This is a genomic window from Saccharopolyspora hattusasensis (genome assembly GCF_050972075.1).
Classification (GTDB): domain Bacteria; phylum Actinomycetota; class Actinomycetes; order Mycobacteriales; family Pseudonocardiaceae; genus Saccharopolyspora; species Saccharopolyspora hattusasensis.
This window is the reverse complement of the sequence record NZ_JBPCDC010000001.1, coordinates 815,419-831,004: the sequence shown is the minus strand read 5'-3', so window position 1 is coordinate 831,004 and position 15,586 is coordinate 815,419. Positions and strand designations below refer to the sequence as shown.

Here is a 15,586-nt window from a genome sequence, read left to right as displayed (position 1 = left end):
GGGTGAGTTCGCTCACCGCGCGACGTCGTGCTCCGCGCGCGGCGGGTGCGCGGTGTCATCGAATCCGGTCCGCCGCGCCGTCGCGGGCGGCCGCCATGCATACTTATGGGTGACCCGGAGCGTTTGATCGGTACCTATCGGAGCGATCAAGGCCTGCATCATGCTCGTCGCTGTCGGCGGTCCTCGTTTTCATCCGTCCTCGTTTTGGTTTAAAGTCGACGCATTCGCGGCTCGGTCGGCTCAATTCAGTCGATCCGGCCGCAATCGGTCCAAGGGGAGCGGCGATTTCGCGCGAAATCGTCATCCGGCACGCGTGGGATGTGACGGTTTCGCGCGAAATCGCCACCCACCCCGGACCGCGCGCGCCGTCAGGAGCGAGCCGCAAGCGTTGCCGCGGCGGTGCCCGGCGTCGTCGGGCGTTGCCCGCCGTGACAGGAGGGACCACCTCAGTGCCGTTGTCGCCAGCACCTCCAGGCCCTGCCCGCCCCGTCGGCGGCGGCCCCGGTTTCGAGTCCGGGCGGCCCGTAGAAGACGAATCGATTTTCCGCTTCGTCGGGGCGGTCATTCGATTCGCTCGCGGATCAGATCACCTCCCGGGTCTGCCGATCGCTGGGAATTTCCGGGGTGGAAACAATTCCGTAACCAGTCCGGTGAACTATTCCGATTCCGGCCCGGATTGTTTCCGGCAAGCTGTTCTCGAATCGCGTGGTGAGGTGCGGCGATGATGACGACCGAGGTCAGTGCGCTCGACTGGGCGTTCCTGTGCCTGGAGCAGGAAACCGCGCCGATGCACATCGGTGCGGTCGCGGTGTTCCGGCCGTCGGAACCGGCGGACCGGGTGTGGCTGCTGGCGCTGCTGGCCGAGCGGGCCCAGCGGATCGCGCGGCTGCGGCTGCGGCTCGGCCAGTCGTGGCTGCCCGGCCAGGCCCGTTGGGCGGAAGCGCCGGAATTCGACGCGGCCGAGCAGGTGCGCAGCCACCAGGTGCCCTCGCCGGGCGGGCGGCAGGAATTGGCCGAGCTGGTCGCGGAGCTCATCGCGGACCCGCTGGACCGGCGCCGTCCGCTGTGGGAACTGCACCTGATCACCGGGCTGGACGGGGACCGGTTCGCGGTGCTGGCGAAGTTCCACCACGCCCTCGCCGATGGCCGGGAAGCGGTCGAGACGGGTTTGGGGCTGCTCGACGGCTTCACGCCCGAGGCGCCGGAACCGCTGCCCGAACCCGACGGCAGCCCGCTGGACCTGCTCCGCAAACCGCAGCAGCTGTTCGATGCGGTTCGCGGAACCCTGTCGAAGTCCGGTGAAACGCTCGGCATCGCCTCGTCGGTAGTGCGCAGCATGCGGCTGCCGATCCCGGATTCGCCGTTGCGCGCTTCCGCTTCCGCGGCGCGGCGGGTGGCGCTGATCCCGATCGGCCTCGCTGACCTGCGGCGGATCCGCGCCCGGCACGGCGGCACCACCAACGACGTCGTGCTCGCGGTGCTCGCCGGGGCGTTCCGCCGGTGGCTGGCCGCGCGCGGGCACCCGGCCGACAAGCTGCCGCTGCGGGCGCTGATCCCGGTCAGCTGTCGTCGCGGCGACAACGCGCGAGGGAACAACCAGCTGTCCGGCTACCTGTGCGATCTGCCGGTGGGGGAGCCGGACCCGGTGGCGCGGCTGCAGGCGATCCGGGTCGCGATGGGTCGCAACAAGAGCGCGGGTCCGCTGCGCGGGCCGGGAGCGTTCCCGGTGCTTGCCGGGCGGGTCCCGCAGATCGTGCACCAGGTGGCCGCGCCGCTGGCCGGGCAAGGTGCCGCGCTGCTGTTCGACACCGTGATCACCAACGTGCCGCTGCCGGGTTTCCGGGCCGCCCTGGGAGGGGCGGAGTTGGCGGAGCTGTACCCGGTGGCCCCGCTGGTGGCCGGGCACGCGCTGGCGATCGCGGTCTCGCAGTACCGCGCCACCGTGCACGTGGGCGTGCACGCCAATCGCGCGGCGTTGCCGGACCTGGAGAAGCTCGGCGAAGCGCTGCCGTTCGCGGTGGCCGAACTCGACGACCGGTCGTGAACCGTGCACTACGTCGATCGGGCAACACGGCCGCGCTTTCGCTGGTTTTATGGGGGGCATGGATCTTTTGGTGCGGACCGAACAGGGCGCGGTGCGGGGAACCGCGAACGAAGACTTGAGCATTTTCAGGGGGATTCCGTACGCGGCACCGCTGGACGGGGCGCGCCGGTTCCAGGCGCCTGTTGCCCCGCAGCGGTGGGAAGGGGTGCGGGACGCGTTGGAGTTCAGCGCGTCGGTGCCGCAACCGGCGGTGATCCCCGGGTTCCCGTCGCCGTGGAATCCCGGTGACAGCACCGACTGCCTGAGCGTCAACGTGTGGACCCCGGATCGCAGCGGCGGCCTGCCGGTCATGGTCTGGTTCCACGGCGGGGCCTATCTGGGAGGTACGGCCGCCGACTACGATCCGGCGTTGTTCGCGCAGGCCGGGGTCGTCGCGGTGACGGTGAACTACCGGGTCGGTTATGAGGGTTTCGGTTGGGTTGCCGATGCGCCGTCCAACCGCGGCATCCTGGACCAGCTCGCGGCGTTGCGCTGGGTGCGCGACAACATCGCCGCGTTCGGCGGCAACCCGGGCAATGTGACGATCTTCGGCGAGTCCGCGGGCGCGACCTCGGTGGCCACGCTGATCGGGGGATCGGCCCGGAGCGGGTTGTTCCGCCGCGCGATCGCGCAGAGCGTCGGCTCGCTGTACTGCGCCGAGGACGAGGCGCGCAAGCTCAGCGAGCTCATCGTCGGTCCGCTCGGTGTCCCGGCCACCGCCGAGGAGCTGGCGGCGGTGCCGTCGGAGGCGATCCACGCGGCGCAGCTGCCAGTGATGGCGGAGCAGAACGAGAACCGCGCGGACTGGACGAATTCCACGCCGTACGCGGTGATCCTCGACGGCGAGGTGCTCGACGACCTGCCGTGGGTCGCGCTGCGCGCCGGCGCGGGCCGCGACGTGGATCTGATCAGCGGATACACCGCCGACGAAGCCCGAATGTTCACAGTGGACCTTCCCGCGGAGGTCAAGGACCCGGTGCTGATGGCGCAGCGGCTGCGGCTGGATCCGTCGGTGGTGGGCCGGTACCGCGCCGGGTATCCGGGGATCGAGGATGCCGAGCTGTTCTCGCTGATGCTCAGCGATCAGCTGTTCCGGATGCCGTCGCTGTGGAGCGCTGAAGCGCACGCCGCGGCTGGCGGCCGCAGCTACGCCTACGAGTTCGCCTGGTCGAGCCCGGTGCGCGGCGGTGCGTTCGGCGCGCACCACGGGCTGGACGTGCCGTTCACCTTTGGAATCGTTGCGGATGAGCTCGGCAAGTCGATGTTCGGCGGCGAGATCCCGCCGGGCTTCGAGCAGCTGTCCGGCCAGCTGCGCAAGGCGTGGGTTTCGTTCGCGGCGACCGGTGACCCGGGGTGGCCTGCCTACACCGTCGCCGACCGCTCGGCCCGGGTGTGGAACGTGCCGTCGACCGTGGTGGCCGATCCGATCAAGGTATCCCGGGAGATCTGGCAACACGGCTTCCAGGCGTGAGACCCGTGAGCGCTTTTGCGCTGATAGCGGCTGTTCGGGATGTGGTGCGGGTTGTGCAGCGATGGTGGGTACGTCGTTGCTGCCGCCGGGTGGCGCTCTTGGGCGGATGAGGTGAACGGACCGTTTGTCCCGTCTATTGGTGTACCGGCATCATCACTCACGACCGGACGGGCACTCGTCGTGAGTGATGGTTCCGGTAAGAACCGGCATTGCCACTCACGACCGGACCGACACCCATCGTGAGTGGCAATGCTCCGTTCCAAAAAACACCCGGGTGGTTGCGAGATACAGCGCCCGCCACCGACGACGCCCACCACGGCACGCCATGAACTGCCTTCCGGCACGCCGTTCTCCGCTCCTCAGTTCCTGACTCTGGACAAGCCAGAAACCTAGACGAAGCAACGGCGTGCCCCCGTCTCCGGACCCAAGAACCCAGCTCAAAGTTCTTGAACTTCTCCAGCGGCTCCAGCCCGGCCGCCTTCCCGGAGGCGGTCGTGCGGCGCCGCCGGTTTCCGCGGCGTCAACGACTACGCCCTGAAACACCTCACCGGCAACGACCTGCCCCGCACCGGTGTGGATCATGATGGACTTCCCGGGGGCGGCGAACTGGTGAACGCCATCATCGCGAAGAACGGGCACTGAGCTCCGACACCGGAGCGGGGCGCGGCCGACGCGGTGCCAGGCACGGCGGAGAATGCACTCGCGGGGTGGAGCTCGTATCGATTCGCCGTGACTGCGAGGTGGGTGCGAAGTGGGGAGCTGGATCGACGTGGCCGACGGCGTGCTGGTGCGCCGCTACGACGAGCTGGACCTCTCGGTCGGCCTCGTCGTGGGAAGCGCACGCTGCCTGGTCATCGACACGGGTGGGGACGCCGGGCAGGGCGCCGAGCTCGCCGCGGCGGTCCGCGAGGTCACGCCGCTGCCCTGGTCGGTGGTCCTGACCCACGCGCACTTCGACCACAGCTTCGGCACCGAGGCGTTCACCCCGTGCCCGGTCTGGGCGCACGACAGGTGCCGCACCCGACTCGTGGCCGCGGGGGAGGGTCAGCGCGAGAAGTGGGCGCGGCACTACCGCGAGCGGGGTGAGCACGAGATCGCCGACCGCATCAACGCCGTGCGGATCGCGCTGCCCGACAACCTGGTCGATGACCGGGCGGTGCTCGACCTCGGCGGGCGTGACGTGGCGCTGCTCCACTTCGGACCGGCGCACACCGACCACGACCTGGTCGTGCACGTGCCGGACGCGGGCGTCGTGTTCGCGGGCGATTTGGTCGAGCACGGTGCACCACCGCAGTTCGGTGACGCATACCCGCAGGAGTGGCCGGCCGCGCTGGACGCCATCCTCGCGCTGAACGCGCCGATCGTGCTGCCCGGGCATGGCGAACCGGTGGACCGCGAGTTCGTGCGGCGCCAGCGCGCCGAGCTGGCGGCCGTGGCCGAGCTGTGCCGGGCGGTGGCGGCGGGGACGCTCACCGCGGAGCAGGCGGTGGCGCGCTCACCTTTCCCCGAGCAGTTCACTATGGATGCCCTCGCGCGCTGACCTGCGGTTGGGCCCGCCGCAGGCGGCGGCCGGGGCGGCGGCCGCGTTGGTTAACGTTGGGGTGGCCTGCGCTCGGCGTGATCACGCGGACCGCCGCGGCGAGCTCGGCGCCCTGCCCGGCGTCCGCGAGATCACCGTCAAGCTGCTGCCCGGCCTGCGCGCCCCGGAGCGCACCGTAGTCGTCCTGGCTGAGCCCAAAAGCACTCGCGGGCCAGTGGCGAAGGTCACCTCTTCGCCAGTTCCAGCGCCGCCGTCTCGATGCTGTCCTCGTCGAGCAGGACGTGGTTGGCCGCCGCGCCCAGCGGGATGAAGCTGTCCTCGCTGGTGACGCGGCCGATCTGGCCGCGGAACCCGCCGTCGACCAGCGCCGTCACCACCGGCTCGGAAACGCCGCCGCTGCGGCGGGTTTCGTCGACCACCAGCACCCGCCCGGTCGCGCGCGCCGACGCGAGCAGGTCCTCGACCGGCAGCGGCGCCAACCAGCGCAGATCCAGCACCCGGGCCCCGATGCCACGCTCCTCAAGCCGCTTCGCGACCCGCAGGCTCATCGGCACCCCGTTGCCGAAGCTGACCAGCGTCAGATCTTCTCCGTCGCCGTGCTCCCGGGCGCGGCCGATCGGCACGTGGTGCTCACCCGGTACCGGGTACGGCGCCAGCCACTCGCCGTCGCTGGATTCGTGCAGGTCACGCATGTGGTACAGCGCGATCGGCTCCAGGAACACGCACAGCCGGCCGTCCTCGTGCGCGGCCGCCACGCAGGTGCGCATCATCGCGGCGGCGTCGTCCGGCCGGGAAGGCGACGCGACCACAACGCCCGGCAGGTCGCGCAGCGCGGCGACGCTGTTGTCGTTGTGGAAATGGCCGCCGAAGCCCTTCTGGTAGCCGTAACCCGCGATGCGCACCACCATCGGGTTCCGGTACTGGCCGTTGGAGAAGAAGCTCAGCGTGCTGCCTTCGCCACGCAGCTGGTCGGCCGCGTTGTGCACGTAGGCGAGGTACTGGATCTCGGGGATCGGCAGCAGCCCGGCGAGCCCCGCGCCGAGCGCCGTGCCCAGGATGCTCTGCTCGTCCAGCAGCGTGTCGAACACCTTGGTGCCGCCGAACTTCTTGCGCAGTCCGCGCGTCACCCCGTACACCCCGCCCTTGCGGGCGACGTCCTCGCCGAAGACCACGACGCGCGGATCGCGGGCCAGCTCTTCGGCCAGCGAACGGTTGATCGCCTGCGCCAGGGTGAGCGGCCCCTCGGACTCCGGGAGCTGATCACCGAAGAACTCCGAGCGCCACGACGGAACCTCACCCGCCCGGCGCGCGACGACGTCCGGCCGGTCCTGGCAGATCGAGGCCATCACCTCGGCAGCGCTGCCCAGCTTCCGGCGGCCGAGCGCCTCCTCGGCGATGCGCGCGACCTCGGCCCGCTTATCCTCGTAGCGCGCGAGCACCTCATCGGGGCGCAGAATCCCGTTGTCCACCAGTGCTTTTGCGGTGGCGCGCAGCGGATCGCGCTGGTAGTCCGCGGTGATCTCGGTGCGCGACCGGTAACCGGACTCCACGTCCGACCCGGCGTGCCCCATCAACCGCACCGTCCGCAGGTGCAGGAACGCCGGGGCGCGGTGCTCGCGGACCCAGTCCGCGGCCTCCCGCGCGACCGCCAGGCAGCGCACTGGGTCGTCGCCGTCGACCTTGAAGTACCGCAGGCCGTTGCGGTCGCCGTAGGTGGATTCGATCCAGCCCTGCGGCGTGCGCACGCTGATCCCGATGCCGTTGTCCTCGCACACCAGCAGCAGCGGCATCGGCAGGCCCTGGAAGGCGCAGTGCAGCGCGGAGTTGATCGCGCCGGTCGCGGTGGAGTGGTTCGCCGAGGCGTCGCCGAAGCTGCACACCACGACGGAATCTGCCGGCCAGGCGGCCGGGACGCCGAGCTTGGCGGTCCGGCCGAGCGAGAAAGCCAGGCCCACCGCGCGCGGCAGGTGCGAGGCGATGGTCGAGGTCTGCGGGATCACGGACAGCTCGGCGTTGCCGAATACCTTGTGCCGACCGGCGGAGATCGGCTCATCGGACGAGGCGACGATGCCCAGCAGCACGTCGCGCAGCGGGTGCTGGCCCGGCACCTGCCGGCCGCGGCGGACGTAGAAGCCGCCGGAGCGGTAGTGCAGCAGCGCCGGGTCCGTGGGCCGCAGCGCGGCGGCGACTGCGGCGTTGGACTCGTGCCCGGACGAGCCGATGCTGTAGAAGCCCTTGCCCTGCGAGCCCAGTTGCCGCGCCTTGAAGTCCAGGTGCCTGCTGCCGGCTTGCGAGTCGAACAGCGCCAGCAGTTCGTCGTCCTGCCCCGACCCGGTCGACGGCCGGGCGGACCAACCGGCCACGGCGGTCCGGAAGAACTCGTCAACGGGTTCGGTCTTGTCGCTCATAGGTCCTCCGTATGGCGAGCGGTTGTGAGTCTGCAACAGGGCTCGGTGCCGTGAGCCCTTCGGGCCGCTACAGCGATTCGCAAGACTCACGGCACCCACTACGCGCCCGGTACCGCGTGCCAGTCGTTGGCCACCTGGGCGCACGACTTGGCCAGGCATTCCAGCGCGATCGGCAGCAGCGGGTTCGTGTTCTGCTTGCGGTACAAGGCCTTTACCCGGCGGTGCGGCTGCCAGCCGGCGATCCGGGAGATGCGCACGTGGTCGTCGGGGATCGCCAGCCCGGGCAGCACCGCCACGCCGAGGTCGCGGGCCACCAGGTCCCGGATCACCGAGTAGTCGTTGCTGCGGAAGGTGATCCGCGGCACGAACCCGGCCGCGGCGGCCAGCCGCACCAGCGCCCGCGCCCCCGCGGTGTCTGGCCGGGTGCAGATCCAGGCGTCCCCGGCGAGCTCGCGCAAGTCCACCTCCGCGGCCCCGGCCAGCCGGTGCGCCTCGGGCAGCGCCAGCCGCAGCGGCTCGGCCATCAGCTCTTCCACGCACAGCTCGATCGGCCACTGCCGCGGATCGAGGTCATACTCGAAGACCACGGCCGCGTCCAGGACGCCGTCCAGCACGTCGCCGAGCACCTCGTCCGGCTCGCCCTCGTCGAGTTGCACCTCGGCGCTCGGCCGTTGGGAGACCACGGCGGCGAGCACGTCCGGCAGCACGCGAGCGTTGGCGGTGGCGAAGCTGGCCAGCCGCAGGCTGCCTTCCTCCCCGGCGACCATCGCCCGGACCTCGCGCTCCAGCGCGTCGAGCGCACCGAGCGCGTCGCGGCTGCGGTCGGCGAGCCGGATCGCCAGCGCGGTGCTGCGGGCGCTGCGCGCGGAACGCTCGAACAGCGGCGCGCCGACCGCGCGTTCCAGCAGCGCCATTTGTTGCGACACCGCCGATGCCGTGTAGCCGAGCACCCGCCCGGCCTCGGCGAACGAGCCGGTGCGAACGCATTCCTGCAGGGTTCTCAAGTGGATCGGGTTGAGCACGCCTGACCCCCTCTGCTCTCGTCTTCGAAGCCGTGCACCCGGGGCCGGCTCGCCCCGAGTGCCGGCAGCGCCGCGCGATGTGAGTTCAAGGCAGTCCTCACGCGGTCGCGGCGCTCGGCAATCGGCCCCGCAGCTGCATCGCAGTCCGCACGCGTTCCTTGGCCAGGTCCAGCGCCGCCTGGTGAGGTAGTACGCCACCGGCCTGCGCGGTGTCCAGGACCAGAGCCGTGTTTTTGCGGGTCCGTTCCGCCACCGTCCGCAGGATCGCCGCCGGTTCCGGCCGGAACGCGGAATGCCGCGCGTCCATGGCGAAACCGGCTGCGATGGCACCGCCGGCGTTGGCGATGAAGTCCGGCACGATGGTGATCTCCCGGCCCGCCAGCAGGTGGCGGGCGTTGGGCGTGGTCGGCAGGTTCGCCCCCTCCACGATCAACCCGGCCCGGATCTCCGCGGCGACGGATTCGTCGATGACGTCCTGCCCGGCGGCCGGGATCAGCACGTCGCAGTCCACCTGAAGCTCCTCGCCGCGCGGGATCCGGTGCTGCGCCGAGGCCTTGGCCACGCACGCGTCGCCGAACTCGGCGCGGGCGTCCAGCCACTGCGGCACGTCGAGCCCTGCCGGGTCGTGCACCGAACCGTCGATCGTGGACAGCGCGACCAGCTGTGCGCCGAGCTCGTGCAGCCGCTTCGCGGCGGCGGCCCCGACGGCGCCGAAGCCCTGCAACGCCACCCGCGCCCCGGCCACGCTGCGGCCCTGGTGGACCAGCGCCGCGTCCACGGCCTCGGCGACGCCGTGACCGGTCACGCCCAACTGGTCGTAGGGCACGCCGCCCAGCGATTCGGGGACGCCGACCGCCGCGCCGCGGTCGCCGAGCTCGTCCTGGATGATCGCCGCGTCTTGCTCGGTCATCCCCATGTCCAGCCCTGCGACGTAGCTGGCCGGGATCTGGTCGGCCAGCCGCCGCGCGAAGGCCCGCACGATCCGCTCCTTGTCCGGCGCGTCCGGGTCGGCGAAGATGCCTGCCTTCGCGCCGCCGTGGAACAGGTCGACCGCGGCCCACTTCCAGGTCATCACGCGGGCCAGCCGGGCGATCTCGCCGACGGTGACGGTCGGGCTCATCCGGGTGCCGCCCTTGCCGGTGCCGCGGGCGGTGTTGTCGATGACCAGCACGCCCCGCATGCCGGTGCGCGAGTCCGAGACGCACACCACCTTCTCCGGGCCCCACTCGTCGATCTCCTGCAACAGATCACGCACGGTTCGCGCTCCTTCGTCGGCTGCGCCGAGCACAGCCCGGATATCGGGGGGATTCGCTCGTGTCTTACGAAGTCTTCGTCCTCGAAGCGGCCGAGCCGCACTGCGTGTCGGGGGATCCGCTCGAAAGGGCCGCGGATGTGCCCGGGTTCCGCCTTTCAGACGCGGTTGTGCTCGGGCCGGACCCCGGTGCCGGCGAAACGGCGGACGTCGAGGCCGGTGACGTCGACGACCGGCGGTCGGCCGAGCACGAGGTCGCGCATGACTTCGCCGATGGCCGGTCCCTGCAGGAAGCCGTGGCCGGAGAAGCCGGTGGCGTATAGGAACCGGCTCGGTCTCGCCGCCTCCCCGACCAGGGCGTTGTGGTCGGGCGTGACCTCGTAGAGCCCGGCCCAGCCGTTCGCGACGCCGATGTCGGCCAGCCGCGGTGCGCGCCGCGCCACGGTGTCGGCGAGCCTCCCGAGCCAGCGGTCGTCGGTGTTGAGCCGGAACCCGTACTCCTCGTCGGGGTCGGACATGCCGATGAGCAGACCCGGTCCTTCGTCGTGGAAGTAGAAGCTGGTGCTGAAGTCGATGGTGAACGGCAGCCGGGGCCGCAGGTCCGGCACGGGCTCGGTGACCAGGATCTGCCGCCGCAGCGGCCGGACCGGCAGCTCGACGCCGGCGAACTCGCCGACCGACGCCGACCACGCGCCCGCCGCGCAGACCACGGTCGACGTTTCGACGGAACCGAAATGGGTGTGCACCGCGGTGATCTCACCGCCGGTGACCTCGATGCCGGTCACTGGGCAGTGCCGCCGCAGCAGGGCGCCGTGCTGCCGGGCAGCCTGCGCGTAACCCTGCACCACCGCCTCCGGGGTGCAGTGCCCGTCGGTGGGGGAGAAGGCGGCCGCCAGCAGCCCGTCCGGCACCACGTACGGCGAGAGCTCGCAGGCCTCGGTGACGGTCAGCATCCGGCTCGGCACGCCGAACCCGTTCTGCAGCCGCACGCTCCGCTCGAACGTCGCGACGTCGTCGGGATCCGACAGCAGGAACAGGTAGCCGAACTGCTTGAGGTCGATCTCGCCGCCGGGCCGCCGCGCGAAGTCCTCGAACGCGTTCAGGCTGCGCTGCCCGAGCTCGATGTTGACCGGGTCGGAGAACTGCGCGCGCACCCCGCCGGCGGCCTTGCTCGTGCTGCCTTCGCCGAAATCGTCGCGCTCCAGCAGCAGCACGTCCACGCCGGCTTCGGCGAGGTGGAAGGCGGTGCTGATGCCCATCACGCCGCCGCCGATCACGACGACCTCGGCCCGGCCCGGCAGCATCACCGGGCACCGCCGAGTTCCGGGGGCAGCCGGAAGTCCAGGTCCGGCTCGACGGTGTCGACGTCCATCTGGGCCTTCTGCAGCTTGCCGGAGAAGTCCCAGTTCAACGACTGCCAGCGGGTGAACTGGTCGAGCACCCAGATGCCGGACTGGCGGCTGCCGTTGCCGGACTTGCCGTTTCCGCCGAAGGGCAGGTGCGCCTCCGCGCCGGAGGTCGAGTTGTTCACGCTGACCATGCCCGCCCCGATGCCCTGCCGGAACCGGAACGCGGTGGCCGGGTCGGTGGTGTAGATCGCCGCGGACAACCCGTAGCCGGGGGCGTTGCCCAGCTCGATGGCCTCGTCCAGCGCGTCGTAGGTGGTGACGCCGACGATCGGGCCGAAGGTCTCGTTGCGGAACACGTGGTCGTCCGGCCGCAGCCCGTCCAGCAGCACCGGGTGGTAGTACAGCCCGGTCGAGGCATCGCCCTGGAAGCCCTTGCGCGGCGCCGAATCCCCGATCCGCCCGACCGACTCCGAACCCAGCACGGTGTGGTGCTCGGCGATGTTGCCCAGGATGTTCTCGAAGTTGTCCGCGAACTTCTGGTCCAGCAGCGGGCCGTAGAGCACGTCACCGGTCGGGTCGCCGATGGTGGCCGCGCGCAGCGCCGCGTCGAGCCGGCGCACGAACTCGTCGTGCACGTCGCGGTGCACGATCAGGTTGCCCAGCGAGGTGCAGCGTTGCCCGGCGGTACCCCACCCGGAGAACAGCGCGCCCTCCACTGCGAGGTCGAGCTCGGCGTCCGGGGCGACGACCATCGGGTTCTTGCCGCCCAGCTCCAGGCACGGGCTCTGCAGGTACCGGCCGCACAGCTCGCCGACCCGCGCGCCGACCGCGCTGGACCCGGTGAACCCGACCTTGTTGACGGTGCCCGCCGCCAGCGCGGACTCCAGTCCCTCGAAGGTCGCCTCGCCGTCGGTGTAGACGAGGTTGAGCACGCCCTTGGGCACCCCGGCGCGCCAGGCCAGCTCGGCCAGCGCCCGCGCCGCGCCCGCGGCGTACTCGGCGGGCTTCCACACCACGGCGTTGCCGCACAGCAGCGCGGGCACCATGTACCAGGACGGCACCGCGACCGGGAAGTTACCCGCGGTGATCACCACGGCGACGCCCACCGGCACGCGGAAGGTGAACAGCTGCTTGTCCGGCATCTCCGAGGGCACCGTCTGCCCGTAGAGCCTGCGGCCTTCGCCGAGGAAGAAGTCGCAGGTGTCGATGATCTCCTGCACCTCGCCGAGCGCTTCGGCGTAGGGCTTGCCGATCTCCCGGGTCACCAGCCGCGCCAGTGGCTCCTTGTTCGCCTCGACCAACCGGCCCAGCCCGGCCACCACCCGCCCGCGCACCGGCGCGGGCACCTGCGCCCATGCGCGCTGCGCCCGCTGCGCCTGTTCGGTCGCGGCCAGCAGTGTCCCGGGTCCGCCGAGGGAGACCTCGGCGACGACGTCCTCCAGGTTCGCAGGGTTGCGCGAAAGGTACTCGCCTCCGCCGTCGACCCGGGCGGGTGCGTCCGGACCGATCACGGAGTTCAACGTCGACTGCACCGACATGCACCTCTTCCAGCTCGTTCGGGTACTAGTGCGCAGGTGTGCCGCGCGACACCTCCGCCGCCGGGATCACCGTAAGTCCCCGGGGGCGCGTTCGCGGAGAATCAGAAGAGTGATTTCTGTTCCCCCTGAGCGACAGCACAGCTTGCGCTCGATTGGTTAGGGGATACACGTGCTTCTCCCCGCCTTCCGCGGCGACATGTGGATCGCTACCGCTGCGTGCTTCGCGCCTTTCCCGGATGATCTCCATCTACAGACGTCCCCGCATCGCGTGGGCGCGAACCGTCGTCGCCAGCGGTGAGGTATTCGGTGCGAGATGAGACTGCTGAGACCGGAGGGTCGCTGTTCGGGACGGGCCGAACGGGATCTTCCGCCGCACGGTACCGAAACCGGAGGAGCAAACCGACCGGCGGATGCTGCGCGTGCCCGGACTGCCGCTGTGGCTGTTCCTGCTGTTCTGGCCGCCGGGGCGGGACGGCTGGGGACCGGGATCGGCAGAGCCTGGCCCGCGGTGCTGGTGTCGTTCCTCGCAGATCGACTGGTCCGGGCCGTTCCCCGGGCCGTTCCCTGGGCCGGACATGATCGGGCAGCCGGGCCTGGCGTGCTCCCGGAACCTGCGGATGATGGTGTTCAACGGGTGGGCCATCATGGTCGCCAACCTGGCCTTGTTCGCGGTCCTGTTCATCGTCCTGATCCGGCCCGGGCAGCTGATGGGTGGGGACACCCTCGATCGGCACGGCCGCTTCTTCAGCGGCACAGCCGCTTCTTCAGTCGGCACAGCCGCTCGAAGGTTTCCCTCACCAGGCCGAATTTCACCCGACGGGAGGCGAGTGATGGGGTTTGCGGAGCGGTTGCGGGCCGAGTTGGCGTTCGACGGCCTCCCCGGGCGGGCCGGGTTCGCGGCCTGGGACCTCGACGAACAGGAGCCCGTGCTGGTCGATGCGGAGCGGGTCGTGCACGCCGCCAGCACGATCAAGGTGCTGATCATGATCGCCGCGCTGCGCGCCGTGCAGGACGGGCGGATCGAGCTGGACGAATACGTCGAGTTGCCCGCCGAGCGGGTCGGCGGGTTCGGCATCCTGCGGGAACTTCCCAGCGTGACGCGGATTTCGCTGCGTGACCTGATCACGCTGATGATCGTGATCAGCGACAACGCCGCCACGAACGCGGTGATCGACGCGGTCGGTTTCGAGGCGATCCGGGACTGCTCCGCCGACTTGGGGTGCACGGCGACCCGTGTCGAGCGCCGGCTGATGGACCCCAACGCCCACGGCCGCAACGAGACCACCGCGCTGGACCAGGCGCGCGTGCTCGACGCGTTGGCCAGGGGAGCGGCGCTGCCACCGGAGCTGACCGAGCACGCGCTGGAAGTCCTGTCCAAGCAGCAGGTTCGGGACCGGCTGCCCGCGCTGCTGCCGGACGGGGCGCAGTGCTGGAACAAGACCGGCGAGCTGCTCGGGCTGCGCCACGACGTGGGGCTGATCGGCGCCGACCGGCCGCGAGCGGTGGTCGCGGTGCTGGTCGACGAGCTCACCGACGAACGCTCCCGCACCGGCTACCGGGGAGGCCCCGCCTGCGACGCCATCGCAGCCCTGGGAGCAGCGGCATACCGCGCGCTGGCGTGACCTGGGCCGCGCGGGGCGGTTGACGACCGCCGGGCTCGTGCATTGCACCGTCGCGGGTCAGGACGCCGGTGGCGTCCGCGTAGATGATCGCGCCGGTCCGGTCGTCGCCTGTGCTCCGCCCATCCGACAAGATCCAAAATCACTCGAATGCGTGTTCTAAAACGGGTCTCTGAAGTGCTAGAATATTGTTGTCGGGCAGGGTGATTGGGCGCATTTAGACCACTGTGGACTGTCGTTTCGATGGGCGGTTCGCTGTGGCGTTGGATGCTGCCCTCGACTGCGGGAAGGGGTACTCGTGGACGGTGTGCAGATCAGTCTCGGTTCGTTCCTCGACTACATGCGCAGCACGCCGCGTGGTTGCGCGGGCATCGTTCGGGACCAGCGGGAGATCTACCTCGATGAGACGAGCATGGCGTGGGCGTTCTACGGGCCGTTCCGGCTGGCGCTGCGGCGGGCGGTGACCTCGCCGGACGCGGTGGAGATCGTCGCGGCGGCGGTGCGGCAGGCGCGTCCGGTGCAACAACCGCACTTCCGGCAGCTGCATGCGGGATTCGAGCGCTGGTGGGGGCGCGCCAAGGTCACCGGCCTCCCGACCGTTTCCACGCGTTGGGAGATCGGCGGGCTCGCGATCACGATCTCGGAGCGCAGCTCGCTGGCGTTGCGCCACCGGGGCGGTCGGACCGAGGTCGTGCTGCCGTACCTGAAGGAGCCGCAGCTGGGCACGGATTCCGCGAACCTCGCGCTGCGGGTCCTGGAGCGCGCGATGCCGGCCCTGCGGCCGGGTGCGACGCCGATGGTGCTCGACGTGCGTCGCGGCAAACCGTTGCGGCTGCGCAAGAACGCGAACCGGGTCGAGCTGGACGCGCTGCTGGCCGCCGAGGCGGCCAAGTACCTCGCGCACTGGACGGCCGTGGCCGGAGCGCCGGTCGCGTCGAGTGACGTGGCCTTTCGGCCGAGGCCGGTGTCGGAGAGTTCGCGGGCGGCAGGTATGTAGGAGTTGCGGGAGCTGTGTCAACCGCTCGCGGGTTGGGGCCCCTGTATTTTCGGGGGTCCCAACCGCGGTGATTTCCTGTTCCGGCGTGGTGAATGGGGTATTCACGCGACCTGCAGCGGGACGAGGACGGTAGTTCTCGCGAGGACTGCTAACCGCGCCGCCGTGCAAATCCGCTCCCGGAACTGCCTTCGGTGTCAACTGCGGCGGGGCTGGCGGTGCATCAGGCCGAAGCGCGACCATTGGGTCTCGGCTGCCTCGATGGACCGGCGGATCCGCTCGGGATCCACAGTGGACAGCTGGGCGGCGA

General features: G+C 70.7%; 10 protein-coding genes. 5 read left to right on the top strand and 5 right to left on the bottom strand.

Annotation, left to right across the window (positions count from 1 at the left end; translation table 11 throughout):
• Positions 1–721: 721 nt before the first annotated feature.
• The 3 genes from ACRXBZ_RS03910 (at position 722) to ACRXBZ_RS03900 (ending at position 5,094) form a co-directional block, all read left to right on the top strand.
• On the top strand, positions 722–2,044 hold the full coding sequence (locus ACRXBZ_RS03910; RefSeq protein ID WP_433877819.1) for a wax ester/triacylglycerol synthase family O-acyltransferase: 1,323 nt from the start codon (positions 722–724) through the stop codon (positions 2,042–2,044).
• Between the two features lie 70 nt (positions 2,045–2,114).
• Complete coding sequence (locus tag ACRXBZ_RS03905) at positions 2,115–3,554, top strand: carboxylesterase/lipase family protein (RefSeq protein ID WP_433877818.1); 1,440 nt, start codon at positions 2,115–2,117, stop codon at positions 3,552–3,554.
• Between the two features lie 751 nt (positions 3,555–4,305).
• Entirely contained in the window at positions 4,306–5,094 is a 789-nt protein-coding gene (locus ACRXBZ_RS03900) for an MBL fold metallo-hydrolase (protein ID WP_433877817.1), read from the top strand.
• A gap of 224 nt (positions 5,095–5,318) precedes the next feature.
• Here the strand turns inward: ACRXBZ_RS03900 and ACRXBZ_RS03895 are convergent, their stop codons facing one another.
• The 5 genes from ACRXBZ_RS03895 to ACRXBZ_RS03875 form a co-directional block, all read right to left on the bottom strand.
• Positions 5,319–7,502, bottom strand: coding sequence for a thiamine pyrophosphate-dependent enzyme (locus tag ACRXBZ_RS03895; protein WP_433877816.1), 2,184 nt, complete (start codon positions 7,500–7,502; stop codon positions 5,319–5,321).
• 98 nt (positions 7,503–7,600) lie between these two features.
• The gene (locus ACRXBZ_RS03890) at positions 7,601–8,524 is read right to left on the bottom strand and encodes a LysR family transcriptional regulator (protein WP_433877815.1); all 924 of its coding nucleotides are present in this window, start codon (positions 8,522–8,524) and stop codon (positions 7,601–7,603) included.
• Positions 8,525–8,621: 97 nt separating this feature from the next.
• The gene (locus tag ACRXBZ_RS03885) at positions 8,622–9,779 is read right to left on the bottom strand and encodes a Glu/Leu/Phe/Val family dehydrogenase (RefSeq protein ID WP_433877814.1); all 1,158 of its coding nucleotides are present in this window, start codon (positions 9,777–9,779) and stop codon (positions 8,622–8,624) included.
• A gap of 155 nt (positions 9,780–9,934) precedes the next feature.
• Positions 9,935–11,080 (bottom strand): NAD(P)/FAD-dependent oxidoreductase, encoded by a 1,146-nt coding sequence (locus ACRXBZ_RS03880; RefSeq protein ID WP_433877813.1) that lies wholly within the window; start codon positions 11,078–11,080, stop codon positions 9,935–9,937.
• The gene (locus tag ACRXBZ_RS03875) at positions 11,080–12,663 is read right to left on the bottom strand and encodes an aldehyde dehydrogenase family protein (protein ID WP_433877812.1); all 1,584 of its coding nucleotides are present in this window, start codon (positions 12,661–12,663) and stop codon (positions 11,080–11,082) included. Before ACRXBZ_RS03875 ends, ACRXBZ_RS03880 begins: the two co-directional genes overlap by 1 nt.
• Positions 12,664–13,082: 419 nt before the next feature.
• Here ACRXBZ_RS03875 and ACRXBZ_RS03870 point away from each other — a divergent pair, with 419 nt between their 5' ends.
• Together ACRXBZ_RS03870 and ACRXBZ_RS03865 are read left to right on the top strand one after the other, a co-directional pair.
• Complete coding sequence (locus ACRXBZ_RS03870) at positions 13,083–14,285, top strand: serine hydrolase (RefSeq protein WP_433877811.1); 1,203 nt, start codon at positions 13,083–13,085, stop codon at positions 14,283–14,285.
• A 295-nt stretch (positions 14,286–14,580) separates the two neighbouring features.
• Entirely contained in the window at positions 14,581–15,279 is a 699-nt protein-coding gene (locus ACRXBZ_RS03865; RefSeq protein ID WP_433877810.1) for a hypothetical protein, read from the top strand.
• The last annotated feature ends 307 nt before the right edge of the window (positions 15,280–15,586 follow it).

Excerpts from the sequence above, each read along its gene's own strand:
- ACRXBZ_RS03910 (WP_433877819.1), top strand. The coding sequence starts at position 722 with ATGATGACGACCGAGGTCAGTGCGCTCGACTGGGCGTTCCTGTGCCTG.
- ACRXBZ_RS03895 (WP_433877816.1), bottom strand. The coding sequence starts at position 7,502 with ATGAGCGACAAGACCGAACCCGTTGACGAGTTCTTCCGGACCGCCGTG.
- ACRXBZ_RS03880 (WP_433877813.1), bottom strand. The coding sequence starts at position 11,080 with ATGCTGCCGGGCCGGGCCGAGGTCGTCGTGATCGGCGGCGGCGTGATG.
- ACRXBZ_RS03875 (WP_433877812.1), bottom strand. The coding sequence starts at position 12,663 with ATGTCGGTGCAGTCGACGTTGAACTCCGTGATCGGTCCGGACGCACCC.